Source organism: Sulfurimonas sp. SWIR-19 (assembly GCF_020410885.1).
In the GTDB taxonomy this organism is placed as follows: domain Bacteria; phylum Campylobacterota; class Campylobacteria; order Campylobacterales; family Sulfurimonadaceae; genus Sulfurimonas; species Sulfurimonas sediminis.
Genome location: NZ_CP084578.1, coordinates 2,395,208 through 2,413,776 on the forward strand (window position 1 = coordinate 2,395,208; position 18,569 = coordinate 2,413,776).

The window sequence follows — 18,569 nt, forward strand, 5'->3', positions numbered from 1 at the left end:
AGCCTTGCATGCCAAAGATTTATGAGTGTCTAAAAGCCCACTCTCAAATCACTGCCTTACAGGCTTTGGACGATAACACTGCAGCGCTCAGTACCAAACTCCATGGTATACAAATTTTTGATGCTGATGATTGTCAAAATAAAAAAATCCTCTCCATCGCACAGTTAAATCATAAAACAACTGCCGTTGCTTTTCATCCAAGCGAAAATATTTGTGCCATAGCCAATGGTATTCAAATATATATAGTTTCTTTAACAAACAAAAGTCTTTTGCAAACTATCTATACCGACAATGGTACTGTTACTGCGCTTCATTTTATACCAGATATGCCTTATATTGTCAGTGCTACAAACGAGGGCAGGGTTATGCTCTACCGGCATGACACTCAAAGAGAAATAGCCCGTCTTATCTCGTTTAAACACCACAACATCAATGCTTTTGCTTTTCATAGAAACTATATGGCATGCAGCGGCTACGGAGGTTATGTCAGTATAATTCATCTGCAGTCCCACCGACAGATAAAGAAACTCTGTGTTTCCAAAGTGGCTGTCGGGGCTTTATGCTTTATAAACGAGCAGACGCTTATGCTTGGCAGTCATGATGGCACACTCTATATACAGAAACTTCACAAAGATGAAGAAAACTTCTCTTTGCATATGCCTTTTGGTGCAATAAAAAATATTATATATTTCCCCCGTACTGATTTTGCACTTGTAAGCGGAAAATCAAAGAGTATTTCGCTTATAAATATTAAAAGCAAAAAGCTTGTAAGCCCGAAATATCTCAGCTTCGGGCATGAAGTCGATACTATGATTTTGACCCATAAGAAAAAGCTTGTCGTTGCTTTAAAAAACAAACAACTCTACACTATTACATTTGCCGATGCTGATGATCTGAAAATGTGTATACTACGCAAAGACATTGTAAAAGCTTTTAACATAATTGATGCAGACCCGCGACTTCAAGGTACAAAAGAGCATAAAAAAGTTGAAACTCTTTATCAAAAACTCTATGCAAAAGCTTTTTCTCATCTTATAAACTCCAATACAAATGAGCTGAAAAAAATTCTCCATATCCTACAGCAGATAAACAGCAAAACAGATGATATTATGCTTTTGTTCAAAGCTCATAAAAATTATGCAAGCTTTGAACACTTTTACAGAGACAAAAAGTATGCTCTTGCCTACAAACTCAGTGAAAAGTTTGCACCCTTGCAGCATACCTCTGTCTATAAAAAAATGGAAGCTGATTTTAAAAAATCATATGTTTTTGCCCAAAAACAGATACTCATTGGCAATTTGGACAAAGCAAAAGAACTTTTGCTCCCGTACATAACAATTTTGTCAAAACGCCCGTTTATAAACCTTTTACTCAGACAAAATGAAGATTTTTTACTATTTTTAAAAGCACTCCAATATAAAGAGTACAGGACAATTGACAGGCTTATTTCAAAAAATGAGGCTTTTAAGGATATTCCCGGATATTATGAACTGCAAAAATCACAAGAAATACTGTTGCAAAATATAAAAGATACAATTAACAGTGCCAATATTGAAAAAGCACTACGGCAAATAAAATCTACACAGCTCTTTACATGTAACGAAAATATACTGCAAGAGTTATATGAATATGCGCAATCTGTGCAAAAATTTCTCTCATACTATGCAAATAATGATTTTAAAAGATGCTATGAACTTATAGACAGTGATACAAGACTGCAGAATCTTGAAATTACAAAACTTCTTGAAAGACACTGGCAGAAGCTTATGAATGAGTGTGAAATACATGCGCTTAACGGTGATATACAACAGATAAAAAAGAGACTGGGGGAACTGATATACACACATTCAAGAAGACAAAGAACAGGAAATCTTCTTCGGCTCAGTTTCTACACACAGATAAAACAACTCATCAACACAGATAAATTCAAAAGTGCTGAAAATATCATTTATTCCTATATTGATATTTTCGGTATAGACAAAGAGATTAGAATTATCATGAACAGCTATGAAACATACAGTACCAAAAAACTTGCCATTACTCATGAACAGGAGGGAAAACGCTCACGGGACAGCTGGTTTGATTCACAAATATTATGAATTCATAAGAGCAATTAACACCTCGACAGTCTCACTAAACGGTATCTGTATTGTCGAATCTTGCGTTATAAATTTTTCCATATCCTCTTTTTTATCAATAGCTTCGTCAAGTTCAGCATCACTGCCTTTTGTATAGGCACCTATTCTTATGAGTGTTTCATTCTCTTTAAGAAGGGTATACAGTCGTCTAAATTTCATAACTGCTTTGAGATGCTCCGGTGTAATGATATCACTCATAACCCTTGAAGCCGAATTTAAAATATGCACAGGCGGATAGATACCAAAATCTGTCATTTCACGAGAAAGAACGATATGCCCGTCTAAAATGGAACGGGACTGATCGGCGATAGGATCACCCATATCATCCCCCTCTATCAAAACAGTAAAAAAGGCTGTAATGCTCCCTTTGCCTTCTTCTTTTCCCGCACGTTCCATTAACTGGGGCAAAAGGGTGAGAGAAGAGGGAGGGTAGCCTTTTGAAGTCGGCGGTTCTCCAAGTGCCAGTCCTATTTCACGCTGTGCCATAGCAAACCGCGTCACAGAGTCCATAATAAAGAGCACATCTCTGCCCTGATCCTTAAAATGTTCGGCAACACTCATTGCGGCAAAAGCACCGTATTTTCGCATCAAAGGAGAGTCATCTGACGTTGCCACAACTATAACAGTATTTGTCAAATCACCGCCGAGATTCTTTTCTATAAATTCAGGAACTTCACGACCGCGCTCACCGATGAGTGCGACGACCTTTATAGGGGCATCTGCTCCGCGGACAATCATACCCATCAGCGTTGATTTTCCGACACCGCTTCCTGCAAATATTCCGAGTTTCTGTCCTTTTCCACAGGTCAGAAGTCCGTCAATTGATTTGACACCTACAGAAAAAACTTCATCTATCATACCTCTTTTCATTGCCGCTATTGGTGCTTTTATGATAGGGGTAAGCTTTCCCTCTTTCAGACTGCCTTTGCCATCAACAGGGCGCATAAATGGATCTACTACACGTCCCAAAAGAGCAGGGCCCACAGGGATATTCAAGCCTGTGGAATCTAAAAATACTTTATCTCCCGAACGAAATCCCTCTACAAATGAAAAAGGTGTAATGAAAAAGAGATCTGCATCAATCTCCGTTACCATTCCGACAGTCTCCTGTCCTGTAGTATCTGAAACAATTTTTACCATATCGCTTATGCTTACATGTAAACCTTTTGCTGTAATAATCGTTGCGTTGATTTTCACAACCTCGCCAAAAGAGACCGAATAGTTTTTATTTGCAAGTTTCTCTTTCAGTGATGAAAATGGCATGTTTTAGTATCTGTTTCCCGTAGGAGAATTAATGAGAGAAAAGAATTCACTGCGTGTTTTTTCATCTTTTTTGAAAAGTCCGCGCAGTGCTGATGATGTTGTCGTTGAGTTTATCTTTTCAACACCCCGCATCTCCATACACATATGACGTGCCTGAATCACAACACCAACACCTTTTGGCGCAATCGTATCCATAATGGCATCAGCAATCTGTTCCGTCAGCTGTTCTTGAATCTGCATGCGACGGGCAAATACATTGACAACTCGGGGAATTTTGGAAAGTCCGACCACTTTTCCGTCTGGAATATAAGCCACATGTACCCGACCGATAATAGGCAGAAGATGATGTTCACATGTAGAATAGAACTCTATGTCTTTTACCAAAACCATTTCATCATTAGAGGTCGTAAAAAGCGCTTTTTTTAAAATTTCCGCAGGATCTTCTTTGTATCCGCCGTAAATAAACTCGTAGGCTTTTCGCACGCGTGCAGGTGTATCTAATAACCCTTCACGACTTGGATCTTCTCCGACATGGTGCATCATTGTTTTGACTGCATTTTCAAATTCACTGTTTGTATTCTCTGACAAGGTTATGCCTTTTAAAGTTTTTAGTATGATAGAGTAGCAAGAATTTGCTGAAAAGATGATGTAATAAAAATACCTCAAGAGTAAACTTGAGGTATTTTTTTAGTGAATAAAGATATTTGGGACAATCAGTGGGTATTTTTTCATTTTTCTAAAAATATGTTTTCTGATAACCTGACGCAAATCACCTTCTAAAGTTCTAGGATTACCGATAAGTCCGGGCTTCATATTCAACAAGAAATTTTCCAGTATTTCTTCTATCTCTTTTGCAAAAGCCCTGTCTCTTTTGTCGGCAACCAGACCAAATGATGTTACTTTTGGCTTGTCCATCATTTTGCCAGTCTGCTCACTTACCTGCGCGACAATCATGACAACACCGTCTGTTGCAAGTTTTTGACGATCCATAACTATGTCATCTTCGATTTCATAATTATTCTGATTGTCAATATATGTCTTACCGGTTTTGACAGTTTTGACTTTTCTCATATATTTTGGTGCAATCTCTATCTGTTCCCCATCTGTCATAAGCAAAATATTTCTCTCAGGAACACCACATAACATTGCAGTCTCTTTATGTTTCATTACATGATTATATTCACCATGAATCGGTAAAAAGAACTTAGGGTTAACGAGACGAAGCATTAACTTTTGCTCTTCTAAAGACGCATGTCCCGAAACATGTAAATCTTTGTCATACGCTATTTTAGCTCCACATTTTTGCAGGTGATTAAGCATTTGAGAAATAGAACCCTCATTTCCGGGAATAGCACGAGAAGAGAGAACAATCAAATCAGTCGGTTTGATTTTAATATGTCTGTGCTCGCCTATTGACATTCTAAAGAGTGCCGAATTGCCCTCACCCTGAGAACCTGTTGTCACGATTAAAACATCTTTATCACTCATATGTGCCACTTCATCAGGTTCCACAAAGATATTTTTTGGTAATTTAATATAGTCATATTGCATAGCTACTTCAAGATTACGCTCCATAGAACGCCCAATAACACAAATTTTACGACCATATTTCACAGCATACTGAATTGCCTGATAAACACGATGAATATTTGAACTGAATGTTGAAAGAACCACTCTTCCCTCTGCCTTGCTAAACACACGATCCAATGCCGGTGCAACACTTAGTTCTGATGGCGTTGGATTCGGATTGTGTGAGTTTGTTGAATCACTCATCAGGCACAATACACCTTTCTCTCCATAATGGGCCAAACGATGTAAATCCGCAGGATATCCGTCTATCGGTGTATAGTCAATCTTAAAATCACCTGTATGAATGACCGTTCCTGCAGCTGTTGTAATAGCTACTGAAGAAGAGTCTAAAATAGAGTGTGTCATATGCATCCACTCAACTTCAAAATCATTTCCTATTTTATATACTTTTCTTTTTTCAATAGGATTAAAATATTTTCTGGCCTCTTTTAAATGATGCTCATCAAACTTATTTCCAATCATTGCTAAAGGCAATGGCGTTCCATATATAGGAAACTGCAGTTCTCTAAAAAGATATGGTACGGCTCCGATGTGATCTTCATGCGCGTGTGTAATGATAATACCGACAATTTTATGCTTGATTTCATGCAGATAGGTAAAATCAGGAATCAGTATATCAACTCCGTGCATCTCTTCATCTGGAAAACTCATCCCCACATCGACAAGAATTGCTTCATTGTCAGTTTCAAACACAGCGATATTTCCGCCGATTTCTCCAAGTCCGCCAAGTGGTGTGACACGGACTTTTGCTTTGGATTCTAAATCTAGTTTATAATGTGGATTCAGTCTTTGTTTATGCGCTTCCTGATTTTTTACAACAAATGCTTTAAGCTTGTCATCAATAGGAGAAGCTCCTCTTTTATGACGGCCGCGACTTTTGTTTTTATTATTGTTTGTTCTTGGCTTTGCATTTGCATTTTTTTCACCGTTTGGCTTCTTTTGATTGCCGTTTGGTCTACGATTGTTATTTGGTTTGCGGTTGTTATTTGGTTTGCGTTGTTCCTGAGGTTTGCTTTGTATTGCCTCTTGTGTCTCTTCTGCCATCCAAACTCCTTGTTAATTTATAGAGTTGGTGATAGTCGTTAGTGCTTACCTGATGAGGGCGAACCGTTAATGCAAGTTCCAGTTTTTCCAGAACTTCCTGAAGTTTTTTCCTGTCATATTTTGAAGATAGATTTTTCACTAAAGTTTTTCGAGGCTGCGAAAATGCAACTCTTAGCATATCCTCGAACTCTTTGTCATTTCTATCAGCATTTTTTTCTATAAGAAAAACAGCAGAATCCACTTTGGGCCGAGGGTCAAATGCAGTCGGAGGAACTTTCACAACAATCTGTGTTGTTCCTATACTTTGGGCTATTACGCTCAAAGAACCAAATACTTTTTCACCTGCAGTTGCACAAAACTTTTCTGCTACTTCAAGTTGAACCATTACAAGTATATTTTTACACATAGGATCTGCGAGTGCTTTCAATAGTATGTTCGTAGCGATATAATAGGGCAAATTTGCCACCAAATCATACGGCTCACGCACAAGTTCACTCTGCCAAGCGTTTAAAACATCTCCACAGTTTATATGGAGTCGCTTGGTAGCAATCTCTTCTTTAAATGTACTTTGTAACAATTTACATAAATCGGTATCTACCTCAAAAGCTTCTACACTTTTGACATCAACTAAAAATTTAGTTAAATCACCTAAGCCAGGCCCAATTTCTACGATTTTATTCTCGTTTTTGGGCATCGCTTCGACGATTTGTCTTAATACTGACTGGTCTTTCAGAAAGTTTTGTCCAAACTTCTTCTTTGCTACAACGCTTTCTTTATTCATGGCAATATACTACCTTTTTTTTACTTACAAAAAGGTAACAGAATGAAAAAAATCAATTTTCTTTTTCTGTTTTACACTAAAGCATTGATCTTTTCTTCTGAAACAGCCACTAATCGTCTTTGCAGTCTTGCTATTTCTGCTAAAAGTTCTTCCACTGTTTTTTCCATTTCAGCATACTTTTCGTTGACAAGCTGCAATTCTGATTCGCTCAAAACTTTCTGCTTTTGTTTAAATATTTTTGACAAAAAACCGCTTTTTTTCTCTTCAGAAAAATAAAGATCAAATATCTCACGATATCTTTCATGCAGTTTGTTATGAAGCTCTTCAATATTACTCATGCACTCCAGCGGATTGTTGGAAAGTATTTTTAATTTTTGTCCATCGGTATAAAACCAGTAGCCAAATTTTGTTTCTCTGGACGAAGTTGGCAAGACCCTGTCTTCAGGGTCTATTCCATCTATCAATGATTTGGCTGTTTCCACAAGTCTTGTCAATTCTATTTCTGCATTCTCTAAACTTTTTAATGTTTCATCCTTCTTCATCTACATCCCTGTTCAATATATAATAAACGATTATAGTCCTAACTATATTAAAGCAATATAAAATTATAATTATTCTAAATTGTTTCACGTGAAACACGTTAAGGAAATGATGATTTCTCATCATTTTTAGTGTTGGAGCCGCAGGCGATGTCCGAAGGACCGACGAGGACTTACCAGATTATAAGGCAAGCAAGATATAATTACACTATGAATTATTTTGCAAAAAGAATCATCCCATGCCTGGATGTAAAAGATGGTCGTGTTGTCAAAGGCGTCAATTTTGTAGGACTCAAAGATGCCGGTGATCCTGTTGAAGTAGCCCGCAGATACAATGAAGAGGGTGCAGATGAACTTACATTTTTAGACATTACAGCTTCATCTGACAACAGAGACACAATAGTAGATATAGTTGCCCAGGTGGCACGAAAGATTTTCATTCCTCTGACAGTGGGCGGAGGTATTCGTAAGCTTGACGATATTTACAAACTCTTAAATGTCGGCTGTGATAAAGTCAGCGTAAATTCCGCAGCTATAAAAAGACCCCAACTCATAGACGAAGGTGCCAAACGCTTTGGATCACAGTGTATTGTCACAGCAATTGATGTGAAAAAAACAGGAAACAAATACAATGTTTACCTGAACGGAGGACGTGTAGATACCGGTATAGATGCTGTAGAGTGGGCAAAAGAAGTTGTAGACAGAGGAAGTGGAGAAATTTTACTAACCTCTATGGATGCAGACGGAACAAAAGCAGGTTTTGAGCTTACCATTACAGAGCAAATCAGCCGCGCGGTACATGTACCTGTTATTGCAAGCGGTGGAGCAGGGAGTATGCAACATATAAAAGAGGCTTTTGAACACGGTGCAGATGCTGCGCTTGCCGCTTCTATATTTCACTATAAAGAGATAGATATTATGGACTTAAAACATTATCTTCATGAACAAAACATTCCGGTAAGGCTATAAACAATGATAATATGTGCAGGAAACAACGAAACATTTTCTTTTGCAACACCTATGGGAGTGGGATTGATTGAAACAGCTATGAATCTTACACGGCTTTGCCTTTTTGACAAACCCGAATTTTTACTTTTTGTAGGAACTGCCGGAAGTTATGGAGAAAAAAAGATATTTGATATTGTAGAATCAAAAACAGCTGCAAATATTGAACTTGCTTTTTTGAGCAATGATGCTTACACACCTCTTGATAATGTTGTTACAACAAACACTACTAGTAAAAAAGATATTGTTGTCAACTCATCAAACTATATATCTACAAACGAAACATTGACAAAAAACTTTTTAAAATTTGGTATTGGCATAGAAAATATGGAATTTTTCTCGGTGTTGCGCATTGCCCAAGAGTTTAATATTCCTGCCGGTGGCGTGTTTTGTATAACAAACTATACTAACAAACAGGCTCATGAAGATTTTATCAAGAACCAATCCAAAGCAAAAGAACTCCTTGAAGGGCATGTAAAAAAACGTATAGCAGAGCTGACAGCAAAATGAAACCTTCTTTATATGACTTCACACAAAAAGAACTGACACAGTTAGTCAAACCATCTTTTCGTGCCAAACAGATTTACGGTTGGCTCTATCATCAGTATGCACAAGATTTTGAATCAATGAAAAATATACCAAAACTCCTAAAAGAGGAGTTGGAGAAAAAATATATTCTCAATCCTGTAAAAATAGTGCGCAAAGAAGAGTCAAGCGATGGCACAATAAAGTATCTTTTACAGCTTCAGGACGGTAAAACCATTGAAGCAGTCTGGCTTAAAATGAAGGAAGAACAAGTTGATGAAAACGGTAAGCTTGTTCAAGAAGCAAAATACACAATCTGTGTTTCTACACAGGTTGGTTGTAAAGTTGGCTGTACTTTTTGTTTAACAGCCAAAGGTGGTTTTACCCGTGATTTGACTGCCGGAGAAATTGTTGCCCAGGTACTGACTCTGAAACTCGATAACAAACACAAACACAATAGAAAAATAAATATAGTCTATATGGGAATGGGAGAACCTCTGGATAACCTCAATAACCTTGCAAAAGCCATAGAAATTTTTAAAGAAGAAGAGGGACTTGCCATTTCTGCAAAAAGACAAACAGTCAGCACAAGTGGTCTCAGTAACAAAATAGACAAACTCGGTCAAATGGATCTGGGTGTACATATAGCCATCTCACTCCATGCAGTTGATGATGAACTGCGCAGTGAACTTATTCCGATGAATAAAGCACATAATATCAACTCCATTATAGAAGCCGTAAAACGCTTTCCTATTGATACGCGCAAGCGTGTTATGTTTGAATACCTTGTGATTAAAAATAAAAATGATGATTTAGGTTCTGCAAAAAAACTTGTCAAGCTTCTGAGCGGAATCAAAGCAAAGGTAAACCTTATCTATTTTAATCCCTACCCGGGCACACCGTATGAACGTCCTTCACGTGAAGATATGATAAAGTTTCAGGAATATCTAATAAACCATGGTCTTCTCTCTACCATACGTGATTCCAAAGGAATAGACATCAGTGCGGCATGCGGACAGTTAAAAGAAAAAAACCAAGATGAGATAAACAGTTAGATAACGAGTCTAGTAGTATAATTTTAACTGACCTTACGCACCAAACATTATCAAGTTTATGTTTGGTGCGTAAGGTTAATTATAATAAAATCAAGGATAGTTATGAGTAGTGTTGATATCAGTGAAGTGGTTTTGTTAGTGTTTGTTTTTGCAATTGGCGTTGGCGGTTTTATTTGGGCAGCAACAAAAGAAGAGAAAGAATAAACTTTCAGTAAAAATTCTATCAAGTCAAACAAAGTCTGAAGCAGACGACCAACACACCAGGGAGGTCGTCTATGAGTGTAATAATACCCTACTAATCTTAAAAATATATTTCATCTTAAAATAAATTTTAATCATAATAAAATATGCAAATTTCTTCTGAATGTGTAGTATTCACACATTGTTCTAAAGTGTGAATATCACATAATTAAATAGCTAAATAATTTATAAATTTTCTCGTAATTTAAGAAATAATTTATGTAAAATCCAGCTTAAAATAATTTATAAACGCTTTTAAAGGCCTGTTCTCAGGGCTCTGAAGAGATTTTTAAAAATTATTCACATAAATGAAAGTAATATTTGTTCTTGAATCAAAAAGTTATTCACATTACATGTAATAAACATATCTTTAAGAAATCTACCTTGCTTTTTATGCTGTAAGGTTTCTCATATAAATGAAATGCAAGTTCACTGGCATGTAACAGTAAACGTTTTGCTCCACTGTTTTCTATCCTCTGATGTTCTGACAGCTCTCTGTCTAAAAATTTAACAATATTCTCTTCACTCTGTCCATAAATAGGATCACCGACAATAGGATGTTTCACGTGAAACAAGTGGACACGTATTTGATGCTGTCTTCCGGTATATGGCAGACACTCCACAAGTGTCATATTTAATTTTGGAAAATATTCCAATGGCTTAAAAACTGTTTTGGAAGCTTTTCCTTTTTCATCTACTTTCACAACCATACGAACAATCGCACTTTCATCTTCTGCTCTTAAAAGAGGTTCTTCAACAGTAAGTTCTTTATCAAAGTGACCATGCACGAATGCCAGATATTTTTTTTTCATATCTCTGTGTTCAAACATCATCTTGATATCTCTTTCGCTTTGTTTGTTTTTTGCGCACAAAACAAGTCCACTTGTCTCTTGATCAATTCTGTGTGTAATATTAGCATCTCTGCCGTATTGGTATTTTAATTCATCTATAAGAGAGTAAGGCGTGTATCTGTTTTGAGGATGAATAAGCACACCACTCGGCTTGTCAAAAACAACAAACTCTTCTTCTTCGTATGTAGGTTCCAGACCTTTTGTTATCGGTTCAAAATAAATAAATTCAAATTCGCCTTCTATTTCACCAGCAGTTCTTGTCATTGGCGTGTCGTTGACAAAAAGCCTGCCTTTTGCGATGAGACGCTGTGCCTCTTTTTGGGTGTACCCAAGTTCTTGAATTAAATATAAAAATGCTTTTTGTTTTTTTGGTGCAAACATTCTCTTTCTTACGAATGGCAAATTTCAATCCTCTTTAATGAATATTTGAGTAAAATAAACTACTTTAATCTATGCGAATTCTAGCATAAAAACAATCATAAGGAACCTATATAATGGTAGATAGATATTCACGGGAAGAGATGGCATCAAAATGGACATACCAGGCAAAATACCAAGCGTGGCTTGATGTTGAAATCGCTGTAGTAAAAGCTTGGGCAAAACTTGGAAAAATCCCTCAGGAAGATGCAGATAAAATTGTTAAGAATGCAAAGTTTGACATCAAACGTATAGATGAAATAGAAGCGGTAACACGCCATGATCTTATAGCATTTACAACTTCCGTATCAGAATCTCTCGGTGAAGAGAGCAGGTGGTTTCATTATGGTATGACATCTTCAGATACTATTGATACAGCAGTTGCTCTTCAAATGAAAGAGTCACTCGCGTTAATCATAAAAGATGTGAAAATGATTATGGAGTCTATCAAAAAACGTGCCATGGAACACAAAATGACTTTAATGGTCGGACGTTCTCACGGTATACACGGAGAACCTATAACATTTGGTCTCGTGTTAGCTGTCTGGTATGATGAAATGGCTCGTCATCTCGAAAATCTTGAACAGACTATGGATGTTATAGCAGTCGGACAGGTAAGCGGTGCTATGGGTAACTTTGCACATGCTCCTTTGGAACTTGAAGAGTATACCTGTGAAGAACTCGGTCTTAAACCTGCTCCGGTTTCAAACCAGGTTATACAACGTGACCGCTATGCAAGATTGGCAACTGCCTTGGCATTACTGGCAAGCTCAATAGAAAAGTTTGCCGTTCAGGTTCGTCACTGGCAAAGAACAGAAGTCTATGAGTGTGAAGAATATTTTGCAAAAGGGCAAAAAGGTTCTTCTGCCATGCCGCACAAACGTAACCCGATTCTGACAGAAAACATAACAGGTCTGGCACGTATGATTAGAGCATATGCAAACCCTGCTATGGAAAATGTAGCTCTTTGGCATGAACGCGACATCTCCCACTCATCAACAGAGCGTTTTTGGCTGCCTGATGCATTTATTACCAGTGACTTTATGCTTCACCGTATGAATAATGTTATTGCAAACCTGACTGTATATCCTGAAAATATGATGAAAAATCTCAACCTGACAGGCGGGCTTGTTTTTTCACAGCGTGTTTTGCTTGAACTCCCTCTGCAGGGTGTGAGTCGTGAAGATGCCTACAGAATCGTACAAAGAAATGCCATGAAAGTCTGGGAAGAGATTCAACAGGGCAAACCTACTGTGAATGAAAAGGGAGAGAGTCTCTACCTGAACCATTTGCTTGCTGATGAGGAATTAAGAAGTTCACTCAGTGAAGAAGTAATCAGAGAATGTTTTAATTATGATTACTATACAAAAAATGTAGATAAAATATTTGCAAGAGTATTTAAGTAAACAACTTCAGCATAGCTGCAACTGCTATGCTGGATATAACTTTTTCTTCTATTTCTTTAGATGTAACAAATATATAAAACTTGTGAAAAAGTTTGCTACTTTAATATTTTTCAGAGAGAGTTTTCGATAGAATATTAACTACACAAATTAACAATATCTTATAATTTTTTATATAATTATTGTCTATATAATTATATAAAAAATTCTTAATCAGGGAATGCATTTATGATAACAGTTATAAAACGAAACGGACGAACAGAGCCTCTTGATATATCCAAAATCCAAAAATACACATCTGCCGCAGTGAAAGGTTTGGCCAATGTCAGTCAGAGTGAACTCGAAGTGGATGCACAAATTCACTTTCGTGATGGCATAACATCAAAAGAGATACAAGAAACACTTATAAAAACGGCAGTAGATAAAATAGATATTGATGCACCCAACTGGACATTTGTAGCTTCACGTCTGTTCCTGTTTAACCTTTACCATCAGGTAAACGGATTTACAGGATACGGCAAACTTGAAAAGTATTTTGAAAAAGGGGAAAAAGAGGGTCGCATACTTTTGGGTTTAAAAGAGATGTATGATCTTGATGAACTTGAAAAGCATATCAAACCTGAAAGAGATCTGCAGTTTAACTATCTTGGCATTAAAACACTTTATGACAGATACCTGATAAAAGACAGAGATGCCAATCCCATAGAACTGCCCCAGCATATGTTTATGGCAATTGCGATGTTTTTGGCACAGCGTGAGCAAAACCGCCAAGAGTGGGCCATCAAATTTTATAACATGATAAGCAAATTCGAAGTTATGTTAGCCACTCCCACACTCTCCAATGCAAGAACTCCAAGACACCAGTTAAGTTCATGTTACATAGGCTCGACTCCTGATAATATCGAAGGTATATTTGATACCTATAAAGAGATGGCAATGCTTTCGAAATTTGGTGGAGGAATCGGCTGGGACTGGACCCAGGTTCGTTCAATGGGTTCTTTTATAGACGGCCATAAAAATGCCGCAGGTGGTACTATCCCCTTTTTAAAGATAACAAATGACATTGCCATCGCCGTAGACCAGCTCGGTACCAGAAAAGGTGCTATCGCCGTTTACCTTGAGCCATGGCATATAGATATCAACGACTTCCTGGATCTAAAGAAAAACTCCGGTGAAGAGCGTCGTCGCGCTCACGATCTGTTTCCGTCTCTGTGGCTGAATGATATGTTTATGAAACGTGTAGAAGAAGATGCAATCTGGACACTTTTTGATCCCTATGATACCAGAGAACTCACAAATGTCTATGGTGAAGAGTTTAACAAACTTTATCTCAAATTCGAACAGGATGAGAGTATCATCAAAGAAAAAATCAAAGCAAAAGATTTATGGAAAAAGATTTTGACTTCTTATTTTGAGACAGGTTCTCCGTTTCTTTGTTTTAAAGATAATGCCAACCGTGCAAACCCGAATGATCACTATGGAATCATAAGAAGTTCCAATCTTTGTACAGAAATTTTTCAAAATACACAACCTAACCATTATAAAATAAAGTTTATTTTTGAAAACGGTGACAGTGTTAGTTATGAAGAAGAAGAGTTGGTAACTGTAGACAGCGGTATAACAAAACCCGCCAAAAAAGTTACTGCTTTGGATTCACTGGGCGGACTTCCTATTTTTGCTGTGGAAAAAGAAAAAATTGACGGTGCTACGGCTGTTTGTAACCTTGCCTCTATAAATCTTTCACGCATAAATACAAAAGAAGACATAGACAGAATTGTTCCAACAGCTATTAGATGTTTGGACAATGTTATAGATTTGAATTTTTATCCCGTTGAAAAAGTAAAACGCACAAACATGCGAAGCCGCTCTATCGGTTTGGGTGTTATGGGCGAAGCACAGATGCTTGCAGAAGCCGGTATAATGTGGGGAAGTCAGGAACATTTTGACAAAATAGACGAAATTATGGAAGCTGTTTGTTATAACGCAGTTTCCGCATCTTCTGACTTGGCTGTTGAAAAAGGAAGCTATCCTGAATTTGAAGGCAGTAAATGGAGCAGAGGAATAATGCCTCAAGACCATGCAAACGCCGAGGTTGTAAATCTGGTTGACCGTGGAGGACTCTTTGCTTCAAAATACGAATGGGATGAGCTTCGGGCCAAAGTAAAAAAACAGGGAATGCGAAACGGTTATCTGATGGCTGTAGCCCCTACTTCATCCATATCTATTTTAACAGGTACGACACAGGCAATTGAGCCTGTCTTTAAACGAAAATGGTCAGAAGAGAATCTCAGTGGATTAATTCCGGTTGTTGTTCCAAATCTCTCACCTGAAACATGGAGTTATTATACTCCGGCATATGATTTAAACCAGACTGTCCTCATAAAAGCAGCGGCTATACGCCAAAAATGGATAGACCAGGGGCAGTCTCTCAACATTTTTATAACACTCGATAAAGCAAGCGGGCGTTATCTTAATGAAATTTATATGCTGGCATGGAAACTGGGACTCAAGTCTACCTATTATCTGCGTTCACAGTCACCGGAAATGGCAAGTGATGTAGAAGACAGAAGCATGGAGTGTGTCGGTTGCCAATAGACCTTGAGCGGTTTGACAGCTTTAAAAATGCCGACTTTCGTTCCCTGGAAGTCATTTCACCCACCCGTCTGAGATTGGTTCTTGCAGTTCAGGATGCCGCACGTGATTATGACTGGATAACCGTAACACTTGATTTTACAGAGGTAACAGATGCAAGACTGCTTGAGCAAAGCAAGTTACAGTTTATAAATATGAGCGATGGAGCAAGTCTCTTACATGTAGACAAAGAATTTGCATTTGGCATAGGAGCGTGCTATAATATTCAAGCAATTAAAAACTCGACGCTCTATATCATTTCTAAAGATTTGAAATATAAAGAGGGACAATTTTAAAGGACAGTAATGACATATGAGGTAAAAGGTGAAATACTTGGATTTGTAAATACCAGGCAGGTAGATATAAATGAAATAGATGAACTTTTTTCTATTATGAAAGACAGCCAAAATCCGGGTATATCTTTTACTCTGGTCAATCCTTATATGTTACGCAAATACCCTTTTGAAATTCCTGCAAAAACAAAAGAGTTACTTAAAATCAATGACAACTCAGAGATAAGTGTATACACCATTTTGCTTATTCAAAAGCCTTTGGAACAATCAACAGTCAACTTCCTGGCTCCTGTTATTATCAATCATGACAACAATACATTGACACAAATCGTTTTAGAGCCAAAACAGAATCCAAATTATGGAATGGCAGAACGTATAGAATCATTCAAAAAAGAAGCATCTTCATAAAATAGTTTTAAAATGTACTCCAAATGGAACTAAAGTAGCATTACAATTGCCAAATAGAGTGTAAAATACATCTCAAAAAGGAGAATTCTATGAAAATTGTATGTCCACACTGTTTTGCGGTAAACAATGTTCCAAAAAAAAAGAGTTATAAAAAAGCCAATTGCGGAAAGTGTAAACAATCACTTTTAGACACAAAACCTATAGAACTTACAAATGCAAATTTTGATGAAGTAATCGTCAACAGTGAAATCCCTGTAATAGTTGACTTTTGGGCACCATGGTGCGGTCCATGTAAAATGATGGCTCCGAATTTTGAACGCGCTGCCACTCAATTTCCACTCAAAGCACTTTTTGCAAAAGTAAATACTGAAAATGAGCAGAATCTTGGTGCACGTTTTGGAATTCGTTCAATTCCGACTATCATCGTCTTTAAAAATGGCCGTGAAGTAGAAAGAGTCAGTGGCGCTCTTGATGTAAATTCACTTGTCTCTCTTGCTTCAAAACACAGTAATTAAAATCCCATATCAGATTATTTTACAGCAGCATCCCAAAGTGCTGCTTTCTTCACTTCTATTTATCCCCACCAGAAAAATTTTAATGTAATACAAATGTCTCTTTTTTGAGTCGTTAGTGAAATACTTTATCGATACCATTAGCACATCAAAAATCAAGGGAGAGTAATATGTTTAAATTGTCAGTAGTTGCAAGTGTCAAACGAACTGCTAAAATTGGCACTAAAGTAAATGAGTTCAAAGTTACTTTTTAAACATAAACCTTAAAAAATCAAATTAATTTTGATAGACTCTCTTTCATCTTTTTTGAAAGTGGTCTGGGAAATAACCTGGGATGGGTATATCAAGGGTTTATTGAAGATAAAAATGGTAATCTTCGCCCACAAAGTTATGAAGAGACACTCAACTGTATGGGATGCCACAGTGGAATTACAGCAACAGTGGATTCTGTTTTCTCTTTTTCAAGAAAATTCAATCCCAACGAAAGTTATCAAAAAGGTTGGTACCACTGGTCACAAAAATCACTAAAAGGTATTCCAGATACAAAATACAGTGATGGAGTTTATGAATTTAGCAACTATTTACAACTTAATAACAGTGGTGATAAATTTAGAAAAAATGACGAGATAAGCGCAAAGTTTTTTAAATCAAATGGTGATTGTAATCAAACTGCCATAGAGATACTCCATAATGATGTCAGTTATCTTCTTTATCCGTCACATCAAAGGGCAATAAAACTCAACAAAGCATATAAAGTATTAGTAGAAACACAAACATTTTTTAATGGAAAAACTGCTCATATTAGACCATTTAAAAATGTTTATCAAAAAATTAAAGATTTGCAGTCTACCGGAAACGAAAAATATACCATTCCCGATTAAAATTTATTTTATATAAGAACAACAGTAATCGGTCACACTCTTTATTTTTATTTCAAATGAAGAGTTGGCCGGTACTGTAAAAATTTCAGGAGCAAGAAGTGTACGCCACTCTTCCCCTGGCAATTTTACTTCCACATCACCACTCATTATTTCCATAATCTCTTTATCGACTGTATTAAAAGTATATTCACCCGGCAGCATGATTCCCAAAGACTTTATGCTTCCGTCAGGAAATTCAACTGTTCTGCTCGTTACTTTCCCGTCATAATATATATTTGCCTCTTTTGTTATTGTTACATTTTCAAATTTTGACATCTGTTTTTTCCTTTTAGTGTTAGTTAAATTTTATATGTTTTTATGTAAGGCTCAGACCACAGGAAGGATTTGTCCTGAAATAAAAACATATAAAATTCTATTTCTTTAATTTCACTCTCTGAGAGTGTGTTATGGCCACAGCCATTGCATCTGATATATCAAGAGGTTTGATCTCTTTTTTTATGTTTAACAGGCGCTGAACCATAAATGCTACCTGTTCTTTTTGTGCTTTTGCCTTGCCCGTCAGTGCTCTTTTCACCTGTAAAGCCGTATATTCATGAAACTGTCCGAACTCCTGCAGAAGTTTCAGCATTATTGCCCCGCGAAACTGTGCCAGTTTGATTGTGGTTGCCGGATTATGAGCATAAAAAATATCTTCCATGGCTACTTCATCAATAACATGATTTTCAAATATACTGCTCAATCCTTCAACCATTTGCGGTATTTGAAACTGTAAATCTTCTGCCTTCATTTTTATAAGTCCCGCTTCAATAAGCGATATTTTGGAATTTTGTAACGAAATAAGTGCATACCCCATATTTCTGGTTCCGGGATCTATACCAAGTATAGTCATTTAAGGCCTTTAAAACATTTTTCACTATTATATAGAAAACAATATAAATATTCACATAAGAAAATTTGAGCTATTCACATCTGTTTAACCCTGTTTTATGGATA

At 36.9% G+C, this 18,569-nt stretch carries 18 protein-coding genes; 10 read left to right on the forward strand and 8 right to left on the reverse strand.

Going from position 1 to position 18,569, the window contains the following annotated elements; genetic code table 11:
* Positions 1-8: 8 nt before the first annotated feature.
* Positions 9-2,099: a WD40 repeat domain-containing protein gene (locus tag LCX93_RS12455; RefSeq protein ID WP_226066728.1), complete on the forward strand. Its 2,091-nt coding sequence runs from the start codon at positions 9-11 to the stop codon at positions 2,097-2,099.
* On the opposite strand, the gene fliI is transcribed toward LCX93_RS12455, so the two are convergent.
* From fliI to LCX93_RS12480, 5 genes are all read right to left on the reverse strand, one after another.
* Positions 2,094-3,401, reverse strand: coding sequence for a flagellar protein export ATPase FliI (fliI, locus tag LCX93_RS12460; RefSeq protein ID WP_193150773.1), 1,308 nt, complete (start codon positions 3,399-3,401; stop codon positions 2,094-2,096). The genes LCX93_RS12455 and fliI overlap by 6 nt on opposite strands.
* 3 nt (positions 3,402-3,404) lie before the next feature.
* On the reverse strand, positions 3,405-3,989 hold the full coding sequence (gene folE / locus LCX93_RS12465) for a GTP cyclohydrolase I FolE (protein WP_255613234.1): 585 nt from the start codon (positions 3,987-3,989) through the stop codon (positions 3,405-3,407).
* A 99-nt stretch (positions 3,990-4,088) separates the two neighbouring features.
* Entirely contained in the window at positions 4,089-6,035 is a 1,947-nt protein-coding gene (locus tag LCX93_RS12470) for a ribonuclease J (protein WP_226066729.1), read from the reverse strand.
* Positions 5,974-6,816 (reverse strand): 16S rRNA (adenine(1518)-N(6)/adenine(1519)-N(6))-dimethyltransferase RsmA, encoded by an 843-nt coding sequence (gene rsmA, locus LCX93_RS12475; RefSeq protein WP_226066731.1) that lies wholly within the window; start codon positions 6,814-6,816, stop codon positions 5,974-5,976. The genes LCX93_RS12470 and rsmA overlap by 62 nt, the downstream gene beginning before the upstream one ends.
* A gap of 71 nt (positions 6,817-6,887) precedes the next feature.
* Positions 6,888-7,358, reverse strand: coding sequence for a CZB domain-containing protein (locus tag LCX93_RS12480; RefSeq protein WP_226066733.1), 471 nt, complete (start codon positions 7,356-7,358; stop codon positions 6,888-6,890).
* Positions 7,359-7,565: 207 nt separating this feature from the next.
* Here LCX93_RS12480 and hisF point away from each other — a divergent pair, with 207 nt between their 5' ends.
* Genes hisF through rlmN form a run of 3 tightly spaced genes read left to right on the forward strand, consistent with a single transcriptional unit; the run spans position 7,566 to position 9,940 of the window.
* On the forward strand, positions 7,566-8,324 hold the full coding sequence (gene hisF / locus LCX93_RS12485; protein WP_226066735.1) for an imidazole glycerol phosphate synthase subunit HisF: 759 nt from the start codon (positions 7,566-7,568) through the stop codon (positions 8,322-8,324).
* Between the two features lie 3 nt (positions 8,325-8,327).
* Positions 8,328-8,870, forward strand: coding sequence for a phosphorylase family protein (locus LCX93_RS12490; RefSeq protein WP_226066737.1), 543 nt, complete (start codon positions 8,328-8,330; stop codon positions 8,868-8,870).
* Positions 8,867-9,940 carry a dual-specificity RNA methyltransferase RlmN gene (rlmN, locus tag LCX93_RS12495; protein ID WP_226066739.1) on the forward strand — a complete coding sequence of 358 codons (1,074 nt, stop codon included), beginning with the start codon at positions 8,867-8,869 and terminating at the stop codon, positions 9,938-9,940. The genes LCX93_RS12490 and rlmN overlap by 4 nt, the downstream gene beginning before the upstream one ends.
* A 584-nt stretch (positions 9,941-10,524) precedes the next feature.
* On the opposite strand, the gene LCX93_RS12500 is transcribed toward rlmN, so the two are convergent.
* Entirely contained in the window at positions 10,525-11,433 is a 909-nt protein-coding gene (locus LCX93_RS12500; RefSeq protein ID WP_226066747.1) for an RluA family pseudouridine synthase, read from the reverse strand.
* 92 nt (positions 11,434-11,525) lie between these two features.
* Between LCX93_RS12500 and purB the strand changes: the two genes are divergently transcribed.
* The 6 genes from purB to LCX93_RS12530 all read left to right on the forward strand — a co-directional run bounded on the left by purB (position 11,526) and on the right by LCX93_RS12530 (position 17,576).
* Positions 11,526-12,854, forward strand: a complete 1,329-nt coding sequence (purB, locus tag LCX93_RS12505; RefSeq protein WP_226066749.1) for an adenylosuccinate lyase — start codon at positions 11,526-11,528, stop codon at positions 12,852-12,854.
* A gap of 225 nt (positions 12,855-13,079) precedes the next feature.
* Positions 13,080-15,446: a ribonucleoside-diphosphate reductase subunit alpha gene (locus LCX93_RS12510; protein WP_193150782.1), complete on the forward strand. Its 2,367-nt coding sequence runs from the start codon at positions 13,080-13,082 to the stop codon at positions 15,444-15,446.
* Positions 15,428-15,778, forward strand: coding sequence for a hypothetical protein (locus LCX93_RS12515; protein ID WP_226066752.1), 351 nt, complete (start codon positions 15,428-15,430; stop codon positions 15,776-15,778). The genes LCX93_RS12510 and LCX93_RS12515 overlap by 19 nt, the downstream gene beginning before the upstream one ends.
* A gap of 9 nt (positions 15,779-15,787) precedes the next feature.
* Positions 15,788-16,183 (forward strand): flagellar assembly protein FliW, encoded by a 396-nt coding sequence (gene fliW, locus LCX93_RS12520; RefSeq protein ID WP_226066754.1) that lies wholly within the window; start codon positions 15,788-15,790, stop codon positions 16,181-16,183.
* Between the two features lie 89 nt (positions 16,184-16,272).
* Positions 16,273-16,698, forward strand: coding sequence for a thioredoxin TrxC (gene trxC / locus LCX93_RS12525; RefSeq protein WP_226066756.1), 426 nt, complete (start codon positions 16,273-16,275; stop codon positions 16,696-16,698).
* A 326-nt stretch (positions 16,699-17,024) separates the two neighbouring features.
* Positions 17,025-17,576: an Aq_1262 family (lipo)protein gene (locus LCX93_RS12530; protein ID WP_502988731.1), complete on the forward strand. Its 552-nt coding sequence runs from the start codon at positions 17,025-17,027 to the stop codon at positions 17,574-17,576.
* A gap of 3 nt (positions 17,577-17,579) precedes the next feature.
* Here LCX93_RS12530 and ppnP read toward each other — a convergent pair whose 3' ends face one another.
* Positions 17,580-17,891: a pyrimidine/purine nucleoside phosphorylase gene (gene ppnP / locus LCX93_RS12535; RefSeq protein WP_226066760.1), complete on the reverse strand. Its 312-nt coding sequence runs from the start codon at positions 17,889-17,891 to the stop codon at positions 17,580-17,582.
* 97 nt (positions 17,892-17,988) lie between these two features.
* Positions 17,989-18,465, reverse strand: coding sequence for a crossover junction endodeoxyribonuclease RuvC (gene ruvC, locus LCX93_RS12540; protein ID WP_193150787.1), 477 nt, complete (start codon positions 18,463-18,465; stop codon positions 17,989-17,991).
* Between the last annotated feature and the right edge of the window lie 104 nt (positions 18,466-18,569).

What these genes read in the sequence shown, in the direction of transcription:
- LCX93_RS12470 (WP_226066729.1), bottom strand. Translation starts at nt 6,035, where the DNA reads ATGGCAGAAGAGACACAAGAGGCAATACAAAGCAAACCTCAGGAACAA.
- LCX93_RS12455 (WP_226066728.1), top strand. Translation starts at nt 9, where the DNA reads ATGCCAAAGATTTATGAGTGTCTAAAAGCCCACTCTCAAATCACTGCC.
- LCX93_RS12510 (WP_193150782.1), top strand. Translation starts at nt 13,080, where the DNA reads ATGATAACAGTTATAAAACGAAACGGACGAACAGAGCCTCTTGATATA.
- hisF (WP_226066735.1), top strand. Translation starts at nt 7,566, where the DNA reads ATGAATTATTTTGCAAAAAGAATCATCCCATGCCTGGATGTAAAAGAT.
- rlmN (WP_226066739.1), top strand. Translation starts at nt 8,867, where the DNA reads ATGAAACCTTCTTTATATGACTTCACACAAAAAGAACTGACACAGTTA.
- ruvC (WP_193150787.1), bottom strand. Translation starts at nt 18,465, where the DNA reads ATGACTATACTTGGTATAGATCCCGGAACCAGAAATATGGGGTATGCA.
- LCX93_RS12480 (WP_226066733.1), bottom strand. Translation starts at nt 7,358, where the DNA reads ATGAAGAAGGATGAAACATTAAAAAGTTTAGAGAATGCAGAAATAGAA.
- fliW (WP_226066754.1), top strand. Translation starts at nt 15,788, where the DNA reads ATGACATATGAGGTAAAAGGTGAAATACTTGGATTTGTAAATACCAGG.
- rsmA (WP_226066731.1), bottom strand. Translation starts at nt 6,816, where the DNA reads ATGAATAAAGAAAGCGTTGTAGCAAAGAAGAAGTTTGGACAAAACTTT.
- LCX93_RS12490 (WP_226066737.1), top strand. Translation starts at nt 8,328, where the DNA reads ATGATAATATGTGCAGGAAACAACGAAACATTTTCTTTTGCAACACCT.
- purB (WP_226066749.1), top strand. Translation starts at nt 11,526, where the DNA reads ATGGTAGATAGATATTCACGGGAAGAGATGGCATCAAAATGGACATAC.
- fliI (WP_193150773.1), bottom strand. Translation starts at nt 3,401, where the DNA reads ATGCCATTTTCATCACTGAAAGAGAAACTTGCAAATAAAAACTATTCG.
- ppnP (WP_226066760.1), bottom strand. Translation starts at nt 17,891, where the DNA reads ATGTCAAAATTTGAAAATGTAACAATAACAAAAGAGGCAAATATATAT.
- trxC (WP_226066756.1), top strand. Translation starts at nt 16,273, where the DNA reads ATGAAAATTGTATGTCCACACTGTTTTGCGGTAAACAATGTTCCAAAA.